Here is a 13,590-nt window from a genome sequence, read left to right as displayed (position 1 = left end):
TCACACCCAACCTGTACGTGTACGTATAGGTTGGGGTCATGAACGCTTCACCTGTTCCCACCCCCGACCGCGCGGCCGGAACCGCCGCCTGGGCCGTCGCGCTCGCGGCCCTGATCGCCTTCATGGGCATCGGCGTCGTCGACCCGATCCTCCCCGAAATCGGCCGGCAGCTCGGCGCGTCCTCCACCCAGGTCGAACTGCTCTTCACCACCTACCTCGGCGTGATGGCCGTCATGACGCTCTTCGCGGGCCGGCTCGGCGCGCGCTTCGGCCGCCGCCGCGTCGCCCTCACCGGCCTGGGCCTCATCTCGCTGTTCGCCCTGCTGTGCGGCCTGTCGAGCAGCATTCCCGCCCTCGCCGTCTTCCGGGCCGGATGGGGCTTCGGCAGTGCACTCTTCACGCCCACCGCGCTCGTGCTGCTGCTCGCCCTCATCCCGCGCCCCGAGGCGGCCGTCATGCGCTACGAGGCCGCCATCGGCCTCGGCATGAGCATGGGCCCGCTGCTCGGCGGCGTGCTCGGCGGGCACAGCTGGCGCTACCCCTTCTTCGGCGCGGCCCTGCTGATGCTGCTCGCCTTCGTGTCCGTCCTGACGCTCGTGCGCGTCCCCGACCGCCGCGAACAGGTCGGCCCGCTCAGCGACGTGTTCCGCGCGTACCGCCACCCCGCCTTCCTGAACGTCGCCGTGACCGGCGGACTGTACTACTTCTGCTTCTTCGTGCTGCTCGGCTTCACGCCCCTCTTCCTGAAGCTCTCCGTGCTGGGCCTGGGCCTGATGTTCTTCGGCTGGGGCGTCCTGCTCGGCGTGGGCAGCACCGTCGTCGTCGAACGCCTCCTGCACCGCACCACCCCCAGCCGCATCCTGCGCGGCACCTTCACCGGCCTGCTCGTGCTGTTCCTGCTGCTCGGCCTGCTGCCGGGCCTCGTGCCGCTCAAGGTCGCGCTCGTGATCCTGTCGGGCCTGCTGTTCGGCATCAACAACTCGCTCCTCACCACCCTCAGCGTCGAGGTGAGCAGCGCCCCGCGCGCCACCGCCACCAGCGCCTACAACTTCCTGCGCTGGGCCGGCGCGGCCTTCGCGCCCCTCGCGTCCGGCCTGCTCGCCGAGCACGTGACACCCGACGCGCCCTACCTCGTCGGCGCGGCCCTGCTGCTCGTGTGCGCCGCCACCATGGTCCTGCGCGGTCGTCACATCGACCAGGCCCGGCGCGGCGAGGAAGCCCCCATCACCGAACCCGCCGGGACGCCCTCCCTCGCCCACGACTGAGAACCCCCGTCCCCGTCTTCCCCTGTCCCCGGTACGCGCGTGCCGGGGGCGTATGCTGTCTACCCGGAGCCCCCATGACGCACCCCACCCCCACCCCGGACCCCACCGGCACGGACGCCCGCTACACGGTCGGCGAGGTCGCCGAACGCCTCGGCCTGACCCTGCGGACCCTCAAGTACTACGAGGAACTCGGCCTCGTCACGCCCGAACGCAGCGGCGGCGGCTACCGCCTGTACGGCGAGGCCGACATCGCGCGCCTGGAACGCGTGCGCCGCATGCGCGCCCTCGGCCTGTCGCTCGGCACCATCGCCCGCACCTTCACGCAGCCGCTCGAACGCGACCCCTCCGGACGGCAGATCATGACGCGAGACAGCCTGCAGACCCTGCACCGCGACCTGCAGGCGCAACTGCAGGTCCTGCACGCCCGTATCGACGCGGCCCGCCGCGAACTGAAGGAAGCGCAGGCACTCGAACGCGACCTGCAGGGCGACCTGCAGTACCTGGAGCGCCGCCTGAACGGCGAGACGCTCGACACCCTGATGGCCGAACGCCGCAGCGAGGCGGATCCCGACACCCCCACCGCGGAATGAGGACGGCGTCTTAATGTTCGCGCGCCGCGCCCGGAATGTAAGAAGGCCATCCTTACACTGATCTCATGAGTCACGAACGTCAGGGAGGGTTCACCGCCGCCGCCGTCACCCCCGAACACTCCGCCCACACGCGCCACACGGCCGGGAGGACCACATGCCCGGCCTGCTGAAGAAGGTGCTCGTCGTGGACGACGACCCCGCCCTGCGCCACCTGTTGGGCTTCATCCTGAGAGGCGCGGCCTTTCAGGTGCTCAGCGCCGCGAGTGGACAGGAAGCCCTCGACCTGCTCGCGGGGACGCCCGACGTGGACCTCGTCGTGACGGACCTCGGCATGCCGGGCCTCAGCGGGTACGACGTGCTGGAGCGCGTGCTGCTGCATGGCGGGCCGCCCGTGATGGTCGTCACGGCCAGCGGCCGTCCCGAGGAGCAGCAGCACGCCATGACGCTCGGCGCGGCGGGCGTGCTGGAGAAACCCTTCACGCGCGCGGGCCTGCTGTCGGCCGTCACGCCGCTCCTCGAACGCCGCTGGACCGACGAGCCCGCCACGACCGGCACGGACCTCCCGCAGGCCCTCTGAACGCGGCCCGGGCCGCAATCGATTGCCGGACCGCGCCCCCTGATGCGTCCGGCCCGCACCTGATCCGGTCTTGATCCGATTCCAGGGATGCCGGAAACAGCCGAGGCAGCCCTTCCTGGGTAGAACGGACGCCCTACAGGTACAGGACGCTTGCCCGCCTCTCAGGCAGAACAGCGCCCTGCAGGACGCTTGCCCGCTCCCCCGATTCACACACCCGCCCGTCCCGGGTTCTTCACGGCCCGCGCGTTGCAGCCCCGCTAGACTCCACACGTGCGCCCCGCCCTGCTGACCCTCGCGCTGCTCCTGACCGCTGCCCGCGCCGCCACCTCCCCGACGAGCGCTCAGGCGCAGGCCATCTCGCGCATCGCACAGGCCACCTACAGCGCCTGCGGCCAGCAGGTGCGGCTCAGCACCCCGCTCAGCCTCGCCGCACTCGACATGCTGCACGGCCACACCTCCGACCAGGCGCTCCAGCGGCACGCGTACCGCAGCTGGAAGGCGCAGTTCTACACCGCGACGTACCATGGGAACCTCAGCTGGCTCAGGACGGCGCTCGCGAACCGCTGCGGCGACTGGACCGACCTCGACGAGTACGGCCTCGCGACGGACGACACCCGCGTCGTCCTCATCACGGCCCGCGAGGACGCCGTCGACCTCCGGCAGACGGACCGCTGGCTCAGCGAATTCCTCACCCTCACCAACCGCGCCCGCTTCCAGGGCCAGAAGTGCGGCACGACCCTCATGAACAGCACCACGCCCCTCACGTGGGACCCGGTGCTCGCCCGTGCGGGCGCCACGTACCTGCAGGACATGGTGCGCCTCAACTTCCGCGGGCACGTGCACGCCGGGGACGGCTCCACCCCACTGCAGCGGGCCGCCCGCCTCGGCTACCCCGGCGGGGTGGGGGAGAACCTGCAGTACAACGCCGTCACCCCGCAGGAAGCCGTCACCTCCCTGCTCGGCAGCCCCGAACACTGCCTGAACCTCATGAACCCCGCGTACACGCGCTTCGGCGCGGCCGTCACGAACGGACGGCCCGGCACACTCTTCGCGACGTACTGGGTGCAGGAGTTCGGCACGGCCCCCTGAGGGACGCACCGAGGCTCAGGCGGCGGCCGTGACCCGCGCGCTCCTCCGGGTGAGCCATCGGCGGCCCGGTTCCTCCACGTACCGGTACGTGAACTGCGCGACGCCCGCGATGACCAGCAGTTCGATCACGGTGAGCCCCACCGTGACGAGAACGCTGTTCCTGGCCACCGCCGTGAAGAACGTGAACCTCAGGGCGGCCAGAACGACGTAATGCGTGATGTACAGCGAGTACGAAACACGTCCCAGATATTCTGGCACAGGGCGTGCGAGCAGGTGCGGGAGCGTTCCCTGTCCACACGCCAGCGCCAGGAGCAGCGCGGGAACGAGCGTCACCGCCCAGCGAACGTTGAGGTGCGCGAGGCCCAGCAGGACGCCCGCCGGCAGGTACAGCACGGCGCAGACTGTTCCGATGTTCGTCCAGACGCGCGTCTGGGCGGGGGTCAGGCCACGCCAGTACAGGTACAGGGCCACCCCCGCGGGAAACTCGGTCAGGATGCGGATCATGCCGTAGTTGGCAGGCCCGAGCGCGTAACTGCAGGCCATCAGGACCGGCAGGCCCAGGAACACGGTCGGCAGTGCTCCGCGCGGAACCCTGCTCAGGGCATACAGGACACCTGGGAACAGCAGGTAGGCGAGCCACTCGCTGCTGATGCTCCAGGCCGGCACGTTCCAGCTCAACCGCGCCTCATGACGCGGATCCCAGTCCATCACGAGCAGCAGCTGGGCGAGAAATTCTCCCGGTGGGTTGGTCTTCAGGAAAGGCGTGCCCTGTATGGTGAGCAGGGCGCCGAGCAGCAACATGAGCGTCAGCGCGAAAAGGTGAGCTGGCAGGAGGCGCGCGAGCCGCTTGCGTAGGAAGTCGAGGTAAGTCTGGGCGTGTGCGCGTGTATCGGCGAACACATGGTGGTAGCTGTACCCGATGATGAATCCGGACAGCATGAAGAACAGATCGACGCCGTTGCTTCCGAAACGCAGGACGTGCTGTGGCCATGTGTCTTCCGTGATAGCGGGGTACTGCCCGATCAGGTGGTAGAGCACCACAGTGGCTGCTGCAATGGCACGCACGCCGGTCAGTGCCTTCAGTTCAGCTCTCATACCCCACGGTACCGGGCGTCTCGTGAACGGAATGCAAATGGGCCTGTGGTGCCGCGCAGAGGGTCAGGATGCTCGCACGACCTCGGTTGAGGGTGCCGTTGGCTTTGGGCAGGAATCGCTCTGTTGAGTATGTTGCTCACAGTGTTTCAGATCACTTTCAGATGAACAAAATATGAGAAAAAGATGTCTGACAGTTTCCTGACTGACGCCAAGCGTAAAGATCAGACGGGCTGACGATGTGGAGTTTTTCGCTTCGGAGCCGCTCGAATTCGGGGTTTTCGGCAACGGATGTTGGATTCCTCATGGTCTCCAAAGATGAAGAGTCCAATAATGTCCCCGAGAAAGAAGCCCGAGGGTCAACGCACCCGATTCTCTCCACCACGTCAGTCGTGCAGTCGCCCCTCCTTCTTCATGCACGAACACCCCCGACAAACGACGTTTCGGCAGCCTGCGCTGCACGGAAGTCCTCCGCTGTTGCACATTCAAGGAGAAGTTGTGAAATACAAGGTACTACTTCTGTTGACCTGCCTGCTGGCCTCGTGCTCCAACCAGACCAGCTCGACCGCGCCCGCCATGGACTCCAGCATGCCCGGCATGGACATGAGCGCCGCCGCCGACGACACCGACGCCACCACCGTCCCGGCCGACGAGCAGGCCGCCGCCGGACCGCTCGTGAGCAGCCCAGCTCCAGCTGACGACACCGCCAGCCTGCAGAGCCTCGCCGTGACCCGGGTCGCCGGCGCCGTTCCCACCCTGGTCGGCAGCTACCGCGTCAACCGCAAGATCGGGACGGACGAACAGCCGGAGTACGGTGGGACCGTCTACCGTCCCCGGCAGGTCACGAACGGCGTCGCCATCGAGACGACCACCTACAACTCCAACGGCAAGCCGAGTACGCTGATCAACGCCGGACCGTACGCCGGATGGGACCTGCTCCTGCCGCGCAACAACCGCACTACGTCCCTCGACACGCGCCCCGACTGGTTCGTGGTGCGACTCAACCGCCCCGCCACGGTCCTCGTCGGCGTGCGCAGCGCGAACGTCCCCGCGTGGCTGAGCGGCTGGACGCACGGCACCGACCTGCAGGCGCAGACGAACGGCAAGACCGAAACCATCCGCACCTTCCAGAAGACCTTCGCGGCCGGCGTCACGAACCTCGGCGGCGTCGCCGCCAAGCCGGGAGGCGAAAACCCGTACATCGTGATGCTCGCCGAGCAGAACGGTCAGCCGTCCGCTGCGCCCGTCGTTCCCGCGGGCAACGAGGTGCCGGTCGCGAACAGCACCTGCCCCGCCTGGGTGCACGACCTGTACATGACGGCCGGTCCGGACGGCGTGCAGTACCGGACCTGGCACCCGCAGATCGATCCGGTGTACTGGTGCTACTTCAACCACGAGCACGGCAGCGACCCCTCCGTCGCGGGCAGCGTGTACAGCCCGGCCTTCATGTACACCGCGGGCAAGGACGGCATGTCCGAACCGCACGCGGGCTTCAAGGTGAGCGTCGTCAAGGCACCGGCCGGCGGGTACTGGGTGCTCACGCACCACTTCGGCACGGGCGGCATCGGGCGCGCCTGCGTCAGCATGCACACGGTCGACATGGCGTACGTGCAGAACAACGTCCTCAAGGTCAACCTGCACTTCATGGGCAACTTCGGCCGGGGCATGGTCACGCAGCTCAAGAACGCCTACCAGATCACCGGCTGCGCTGCGCCCGCCACGGCGGTCACACCGAGCTTCGGTGCCCGCATGATCAACCTCAACCCCAACAAGGGCTACGAGCCCTGGCGGATGGACTCCAGCATGCTCAAGCTCGGCGTCACCATGAAGGACCTGACCTTCGACACGGGGGATCCCATCACGGCCTGCGCCACCGTCGAGTGCACGGCGCTCGTGAAGCGTGAAGGCAACACCGGCTCCGACCACCGCGTCGTCACCAACTCCGACATCATCGTGTCCGGTACCGGCCAGACGCAGGGCACCTTCTACACCAGCGCGGACGGGACCCGCTTCCTGAAGGCCACCGACGCGGGCGCCGTGCAGCAGTACATCGCTCCCGGCTTCGTGCTCAAGAGCGGTGTGGATAAAGTGACCTGCTTCACGCTGGACGCCTGGCGCGGCGAGATGGGCTGCGGCGGTAAACTCCTCGCCCCCGGCAAGTCCCTTGAGAACAGCATCGGCGCGGCCAACTGAGCGCCGCCCAGGGCCCCGGTAACGGTCAACCCTGGTAGACCACCACACGCAGATCGGAAAGGAAAGGAGAGGCGACCACGGTCGCCTCTCCTTCTGCCTGCCGTGCGCGGCGTTTACCAGCGGACCGAGACGCCGACGGTACCGGAGTTGATCCGCGAGATGTTGAAGTCGTAGCCGATCCCGAAGTTCAGGGACCAGCCGGGATCGAGGGGCGACTCGGGCACGTTCGAGAGCGAGTAGCCGGCACTGACGGCCTTCCCGAACACGTTGTACCCCAGGCTGGCGCTCTGGTTCACGACCTTGGGCGGGTCGATGCGGTAGGGGAGGGTGGCGAGGACGGCGCCGTCCGCGTTCGTAATGGTCAGGGTGCCGCTGTGCGGTTCCGTGACGACGCAGTTGATGTTCTGCAGGACGTTCGCGCCGACCCGGACCTTGCCGTTCTCTCCGGCGCTGATCAGCAGGCGGGGATCGCTGGACTTCACGTAGATCTCGGTGGCGGTGCGGCTGAAGACGGTGAAGCCGATGTTGACGAGCTTGTTGCCCGGCGCGATGCGGCCCTCGAGCCGGCTCGGCTGGACAAGCAGTTCCTGCGTGACGGTGGGGGCCGCCTGCTGCGCGGGCGGGACGCTCACGGGAACGGCAGGGGCGTTGGTCTGCCCTTGCGCCCAGCACATCATTCCGAACACCGTCAGCATGATCTTCTTCATCCCTGAATCTCTCATAACGTTCTCCTCTGTCAACAGCACTCAAAACGATGAAAAGCGCGACACTCGAATGACCACGGTGCATCCGATGACCGAAGTCGGGGAACGAGAGGCGGGTCCTGGAACGACCCGAGTCTCAACGGCTGCCAGGATGAGGCCAGTGCCACGCAATCAGGTCACAACGTTCGCGGCTGATCAGGAGGACGAAAGCAGAATGGGCCGCATCTGCCCTCATTATCGGCCGTGCCCGTAACACCTCCGCTAAAGAACGTGAACGGGGCACACTCCGGAACGTTACAGCCTCGCCCGGCCGGGTCAGGCCTGCAGGATCGACCGGTACACCGCCAGCGTCTGCTCCGCCATGCGCTGCCACGTGAAGGTCCGCGCGCGCTCGCGCCCACGCCCGGACAGCGACGCGCGCAGCGCCGGGTCGGTCACCAGACGGTGCATCGCGTCCGCAATCTCATCTGAACGGGCCGGGTCCACCGTCAGGGCCGCGTCCCCCACCACCTCCGGCAGCGAACTGGTGTTCGAGGTGATGACCGGCGCGCCGTGCGCCATCCCCTCCAGGGCCGGCAGTCCGAACCCCTCGTAATAACTGGGGTACACCAGGCCCAGCGTCCCGAAGTACAGGGCGCTGAGGTCCTCGTCCGTCACGAAGCCCGTGAACTGCACGCCCGTCATGTCGAACGCCTGCCCGAGCTCCTCACGTGCCCGGGAACCCCACGAGGCCGGACCGACGATCACGAGGCCCACCTCGTCCGTGCCCGCCGCGCTCAGCCGCTCCCGTAGCAGCGTGTACGCTTCCAGGACGCCTTTCAGGTTCTTGCGCGGGTGCAGCGCCCCCACGTACAGCAGGTACCGTTCCGGGACATTCATGCGCCGCCGGACCTCGGCCAGGGCGTCTGGTGTCTGCGCTTCCGGCATCCGCACGCCGCACGGCGTCACGTGGACCCGCTCGCTCGGCAGGCCCAGCAGGCGCGTCAGGTCCGACGCGGACGCCTCGCTCACGGTGAGGACCGCGTCCGTCGTCCAGCGGGCCGCCGGGACCAGCGTGCGGAAAATCATGCGGGTCGCGAGCGGCTGCGTGTTTGGGTACACGAGCGGCACCGCGTCGTGTACGGTCGTCACGCGCCGGTACGCGCCGCGCTGCCCGATGAACGGCGCGATCCCGCACGGGTCGTGCACGATGTCCAGGCCCAGCGTCTGCGCCGCGCGGTGCAGGTCGACGCTCCCCAGCGCGGCCGCACCGTAGATCTTCTGCAGTCTCGGCACCGGATGCGTCGGGAACTCCTCGTACCACCCGAGCTTCGAGTCGCGGTACGGGTTGAGCAGCGTGATCTCCAGCCCGGCGTCCAGGTCCCGCAGGGCGCGCGTGAGTTCCACCGTGTACCGCCCGATCCCGGTGAGCGAGTGCTCCATCCCGTACGTCAGGAACCCGACCTTCATGCGAGCCCCAGCACACTCATGGTGCGGCGCGCGGTGGCCGCCCACGTGAAGCCCTGCGCGCGGGCGACACCACGCGCCCGCAGGCCGTCCGCGACGCCCTCGCCGTGCAGCACCGCCAGCACCGCGTCCCGGATGGCTCCCGGGTCGAGCGGGTCGACCAGCAGGGCCGCGTCGCCCGCCACCTCCGGCAGCGAGGAACGGTCGGACGTGATCACGGCCGCTCCGCTGGCCATCGCCTCCAGGACCGGCAGTCCGAACCCCTCCTCCAGCGACGGGAACACGAACGCGGCCGCGTTCCCGAACAGGCCCGGCAGGTCCCCGTGCGGCACGTACCCCAGGTGCCGGACGCGGCCCGTCAGGTGCAGGCGCGTCACCTCCCGCTCCAGCCATGCGTGATCGCCCGCCGACCACGGCCCGGCGAAGTACAGCTGCAGGTCCGGCTCGGTCCGGGCGACCTCCGCGAACGCTTCGAGCAGCCTCGCCTGGTTCTTGTTGTCGTTGCGGCCGCCCAGGTGCACCAGGTACGGCGGGCTGTCCGCGTACGGGCCCGTACCGCGCACGTCCCGGAAAAGCTCATGATCCACGCCGTGATGCACGACGTGCACCCGGTCAGGATCGATGCCGAGCAGGGTCACGGCATCGTTGCGGGCGCTCTCGCTGATCGCGAGGATCCGGTCGGCGCGCTGCAGCTTGGCCTGGTACACCTGCCAGCGCAGCACGTCGAGCCGCTCGCTCAGTCCCCGCGGCGGTTCCGTCCTCGCGAGCTTCAGGTGCGTCAGGTCATGCAGGACCGACACCGTCAGCCCGAAGGGGTTCTTCACCAGTCCGTTGAAGTCCGGCGCCAGGAACACCGCGGGCCGCACGCGGGCCAGACCGGCGCGCAGCGCGACCTCGTTGTACATCCAGTACACCTGCGCGGGGCGGTGCGGTCTGTACACGCGCGTCACGCGTTCCGGCGGCAGGTCCGGCAGGTCTCCCTGCGTGGACGCGAGGTACTGTGGCCGCACGTCGAGGCGCTCGATGGCGCCCACCAGGGACCGGACGTAGGCGCCGACGCCGCGGAGGCGGTGCTCGGACTGAAGCGGGGACGCGTCGATGAGTAGGGTCATGGGAGGCTCCTGCAGGAAACGGGGAAGGACGTGAGGACAGGCAGGGGCCGGAGGTGAGGGCGACGCCGGACCTTCACTTCAGGCTCGGCGCGGTGCGTGTCACGGCGCCGCATTCACGTCGACGCTGAACTCCAGTCGACGCTGCTCGGCCGTGTTCGCCTGGTTTTCCGCGCGCAGCACCACGCTGTACGCGCCGGACGTCCTGGGCAGCTGGACGGGCACGCTTCCCGACCACGTCTGCCCGTCCGTGAGCGGACCGACGCGCTGCGGGGCACTGCCGTCCGCACCGACACGGAACGTGCCCGGCTCGCGGCCGTGGTACGTGAATCGGACCGGGATGCTGAGCCGCTCACCCGGCGTGCCCGACACGCGGTAGCCTTCCATGCGTCCCTGGCTGCCGAGCGCGTAGAACTCCGAGGTCGGCACGCGCGGCTGCAGCCAGTACACCAGACTGACCACCACGGCCATCCCTGCCGCCAGCGCGACGACCGAGCCGAGCGCCCAGCGGACCGGCGCGTGCTCCCAGCGGACCGTGAACGGCGCCGCGACCCGCGACGCGCGCCACAGGCCGGCGCCCGCGAACAGCGCCGACCAGACTGCGATCGCCCGCAGCATCATGCCGGGCGTGAACCCGAAACCGAGTCGGCTCACCAGCAGGGCCAGCAGGGCGACGCTGCCGACGGAGAGTCCCACGCTCAATGCGGCGCGCTCCATGACGCGCAGCTGCTTCCGTGCCGGAAAGAGGGCGAGCGTCAGGGCATACCCCGGCAGCCACAGCACGGCGACCGCGCCCGCCAGGACGCGCAGCGCGCCGAGGGCGCCGGGCCAGCCGCGCAGCGAGACGGCCAGCAGGACGAGCGTCAGCACGCCCAGGAGGAGGTCGGGGCGAGTCCACACGGCTCCCCGGGAGGCGGGCGTGCGGCCCGGTGTGACGGGAGGATTCAGGTCAGTCAAGGGGATACCTCAGGTTCACGCGGTAGCGGCCAGGATTCTCGTGGGCGTAGGGATCGTTGATGGGCGCGCCGTGCAGTTCCACCCACGCGTGGCTGTCGATGCCCTGCGCGCTGCGCCGCACGCCCGAGGTCAGCACGGCAGGCAGTCCCGCGAGACGGTACGCGCGGTACAGCGCCAGCGAACGCGGCAGGCAGTTCCCGCCGGGCCGGACGCGCAGCAGCGTGAGCGCGAGATGCACGCCCCGCACGAGCCGCTGACGCTCCCGGTCCGGGACCTCTCTCGCCGCTGCGGTCGGCGGCGTGACGCGCCGCAGCAGCGTCGGCAGGTCCGGCGTGCGGCGCAGCAGCCACAGCACGTACAGCACGCCCGGCAGGGCCGCCGCGACGTCCACCGCCACCTCCGGCAGTTTCGCGGCGAGCGCCAGCGCGTACTCTCCCGTCACCGAGCCCCGCTCCTGCAGCAGTTCCACGTCCCAGCGGGCGCGCTGGGTGGGCGTCACGGCACTCAGGTCGATGCGGTTCGTGAACCCGTCGCAGCGCCGCAGGAACTGCCGGACCGTCTGCGTGCACCCGAACTGCCGGGCCCGCGCCCACAGCTGCGCTTCGGTCACGCCCGCCCGCTCGACCAGCGCACGGAAGTCCAGCAGGTCCTGCGCCTTGATCACCCACTGCTCCGGCACCCACAGCCGGTTGAGGATCAGGCCCACCAGCAGCGCATCGACCGGCGCCGGCCCGAGCAGACCCGAGCGGTCAACCGGCACGGCCTGGCGCCACACGGCGTCCGTGATGCGCTGCTGGCGGGCACTGCCGCGCAGGGTGTTGTGCAGCAGGCGCGAATGCACGTCCAGCACGACCTGACCGCTGGGGCTCAGCAGGTGCAGCAGCTCGTGCTTGTGCGGCTCCAGCGAGTCGGACGCCTGCCACGTGACCCGGTACCCGAGACGCTGCGCGGTGCTGGAGGCCCGCTCGGCCTGCTCGGGCCGGATGAGGACGTCCACGTCCCCGTAGGGGCGCAGTTCCGGGCGTTCGTACACGTACTCCGCGAGGTGGTAGCCCTTGAAGACCATCACCTGCAGGCCCTCCGCGCACCACGCGTCCAGCAGGGGCCGGAGTTCGGCGAGCACGATCTGCCTGCGCAGCACGAGTTCACGGTAGTCGGCGCGCACCTCGGCCCGCGTGGGATGCGAGGCGTCCAGGCGGTGGAACGCCAGGGCGCTCAGGCGGTGCTGCCTGAGCTGATCCGCGGGCGGCGCGTCACTCACGTCGCCCTGCACGAACAGCGCGATCTGCCGCGCGTCACGGGGGTTCATCGCGGCCATCATAGGGGGAGCGGGCCGCGGCCCAGCACCAGGCGCGAGAACTTCAGGCGCGGCAGCACGCGGCTGATCTGGCTGGCGGTGCCGCTCGCCGCGGCGTCCGTGACGGGCAGCCCGGCCGCCTCCCAGAAGGCGCGCACGGCCTCCAGGCGCGGCATACTCAGCCACTCGGACGGGTCTTCCGGGCGGCGCGACAGCACCGCCACCTGCGTGAGGGTGCGTCCGTGCGGGTCGAAGGCGACGTCCGCGTCCACGAGCGCCTCGAACGGCAGCCACGCCTTCCCGTCCGCGTGCCGCGCCCATTCGCGCTGCCTGAGGTTCGGCGGGAGGTGCGCGAGACTGTCCTGCAGCAGGCGCATGCCACGGTCCCAGCCGTACACCTGCGCGGTGGCCGGGTCGAGCCACACGAAATCCTCGGCCAGCGCCGTCCATCCGGCCTGCAGGGCGCGCAGGAGCGTGGTGCTCTTGCCCGTCCCGCTCGGCCCGATGAAGGCGCAGGTCGTGTCGCCGCGCGCCGCGACCGCCGCGTGCAGCGGAAGCAGGCCACTGCGGCGGACGCCCTCGGCGATCATGACCTTCAGGGCCGCGAGCGTCGCGCGGTCCGGCACCGCCGAGGGCGCCAGGCCCACCGTGACGGTCCCCGGCAGGTAATCGGCGCGCAGGAGCACCTCGCCGCGCGGCGCGTAAGTCACGGCGTCCTCGTGCACGCCGAGCGGGATCTGCTGCTGCATGGCGTGCACGGTCACGGCGCGCGCCGCGTCCGGCAGGGCCTTCGGCGCGCCGTTCGTGGGGCCGAGCACGATGACGCGCCCGGACGCCTCGCGCCCGTGGTCCGTGAAGGCCCAGTCCTCCAGCACGTACGGCCGGAACGCGTCCGGGCAGTCACCGAGATCGAGGGTGCAGCCGAGCACGTTGACCGTCCCCCCTGTGCCCGGGACGTTCGGGAGCGTTCCGGGCCGGGCGTTGCCGTCAGCCTGCACGGACGAGCCCCGCCGACGTCAGGCGGCGGAGCAGGCCCGAGACGTCCTCCCGGGCCTGCTCCGCCGTCACGTCGAACGCCTCGGTGAGCCGCTGCGAGAGCTGCGTCTCGCTGGCCGGGAGGGCCAGCCAGACGGCCCGACCGGAGGCGTTCAGGCTGAAGATCTGCTGCGTCGCCGGGTCCAGCAGGACCAGTTCGTCTTCAAGGTCGGTGGCGACGATCGAGGGAATGGCGGTGTACTGCTGTTCGGTCGGGTGAGTCATGCGGCGCTCTC

13 protein-coding genes are annotated in these 13,590 nt (G+C 69.6%); 5 read left to right on the top strand and 8 right to left on the bottom strand.

Going from position 1 to position 13,590, the window contains the following annotated elements:
• Positions 1-38: 38 nt before the first annotated feature.
• The 4 genes from IEY33_RS10065 to IEY33_RS10050 all read left to right on the top strand — a co-directional run bounded on the left by IEY33_RS10065 (position 39) and on the right by IEY33_RS10050 (position 3,521).
• Positions 39-1,265 (top strand): MFS transporter, encoded by a 1,227-nt coding sequence (locus IEY33_RS10065; RefSeq protein ID WP_188963046.1) that lies wholly within the window; start codon positions 39-41, stop codon positions 1,263-1,265.
• A 74-nt stretch (positions 1,266-1,339) separates the two neighbouring features.
• Entirely contained in the window at positions 1,340-1,855 is a 516-nt protein-coding gene (locus tag IEY33_RS10060) for a MerR family transcriptional regulator (protein WP_188963043.1), read from the top strand.
• Between the two features lie 154 nt (positions 1,856-2,009).
• Entirely contained in the window at positions 2,010-2,432 is a 423-nt protein-coding gene (locus tag IEY33_RS10055) for a response regulator (protein ID WP_188963040.1), read from the top strand.
• Between the two features lie 270 nt (positions 2,433-2,702).
• Entirely contained in the window at positions 2,703-3,521 is an 819-nt protein-coding gene (locus IEY33_RS10050; protein ID WP_188963038.1) for a CAP domain-containing protein, read from the top strand.
• Between the two features lie 15 nt (positions 3,522-3,536).
• On the opposite strand, the gene IEY33_RS10045 is transcribed toward IEY33_RS10050, so the two are convergent.
• On the bottom strand, positions 3,537-4,616 hold the full coding sequence (locus tag IEY33_RS10045; RefSeq protein ID WP_188963035.1) for an acyltransferase family protein: 1,080 nt from the start codon (positions 4,614-4,616) through the stop codon (positions 3,537-3,539).
• A 495-nt stretch (positions 4,617-5,111) separates the two neighbouring features.
• On the opposite strand from IEY33_RS10045, the gene IEY33_RS10040 reads away from it, so the two are divergent.
• Complete coding sequence (locus IEY33_RS10040) at positions 5,112-6,806, top strand: hypothetical protein (protein WP_188963033.1); 1,695 nt, start codon at positions 5,112-5,114, stop codon at positions 6,804-6,806.
• 113 nt (positions 6,807-6,919) lie between these two features.
• Here IEY33_RS10040 and IEY33_RS10035 read toward each other — a convergent pair whose 3' ends face one another.
• The 7 genes from IEY33_RS10035 to IEY33_RS10005 all read right to left on the bottom strand — a co-directional run bounded on the left by IEY33_RS10035 (position 6,920) and on the right by IEY33_RS10005 (position 13,579).
• Positions 6,920-7,528: a hypothetical protein gene (locus IEY33_RS10035; protein WP_188963030.1), complete on the bottom strand. Its 609-nt coding sequence runs from the start codon at positions 7,526-7,528 to the stop codon at positions 6,920-6,922.
• A gap of 297 nt (positions 7,529-7,825) precedes the next feature.
• A complete protein-coding gene (locus IEY33_RS10030) occupies positions 7,826-8,959 on the bottom strand; it encodes a glycosyltransferase family 4 protein (protein ID WP_188963027.1) in 1,134 nt (377 codons plus the stop codon).
• Entirely contained in the window at positions 8,956-10,068 is a 1,113-nt protein-coding gene (locus tag IEY33_RS10025; RefSeq protein ID WP_188963024.1) for a glycosyltransferase family 4 protein, read from the bottom strand. The genes IEY33_RS10030 and IEY33_RS10025 overlap by 4 nt, the downstream gene beginning before the upstream one ends.
• Before the next feature lie 99 nt (positions 10,069-10,167).
• The gene (locus IEY33_RS10020; protein WP_188963021.1) at positions 10,168-11,022 is read right to left on the bottom strand and encodes a DUF8471 domain-containing protein; all 855 of its coding nucleotides are present in this window, start codon (positions 11,020-11,022) and stop codon (positions 10,168-10,170) included.
• Positions 11,015-12,331: a lasso peptide biosynthesis B2 protein gene (locus IEY33_RS10015; protein WP_188963020.1), complete on the bottom strand. Its 1,317-nt coding sequence runs from the start codon at positions 12,329-12,331 to the stop codon at positions 11,015-11,017. Before IEY33_RS10015 ends, IEY33_RS10020 begins: the two co-directional genes overlap by 8 nt.
• Before the next feature lie 8 nt (positions 12,332-12,339).
• Positions 12,340-13,317 (bottom strand): hypothetical protein, encoded by a 978-nt coding sequence (locus IEY33_RS10010; RefSeq protein WP_188963017.1) that lies wholly within the window; start codon positions 13,315-13,317, stop codon positions 12,340-12,342.
• Entirely contained in the window at positions 13,307-13,579 is a 273-nt protein-coding gene (locus IEY33_RS10005) for a PqqD family protein (protein ID WP_188963014.1), read from the bottom strand. Before IEY33_RS10005 ends, IEY33_RS10010 begins: the two co-directional genes overlap by 11 nt.
• Positions 13,580-13,590: the final 11 nt, after the last annotated feature.

Source organism: Deinococcus aquiradiocola, from assembly GCF_014646915.1.
In the GTDB taxonomy this organism is placed as follows: Bacteria; Deinococcota; Deinococci; order Deinococcales; family Deinococcaceae; genus Deinococcus; species Deinococcus aquiradiocola.
This window is presented reverse-complemented; position numbering and strand designations above follow the sequence as displayed.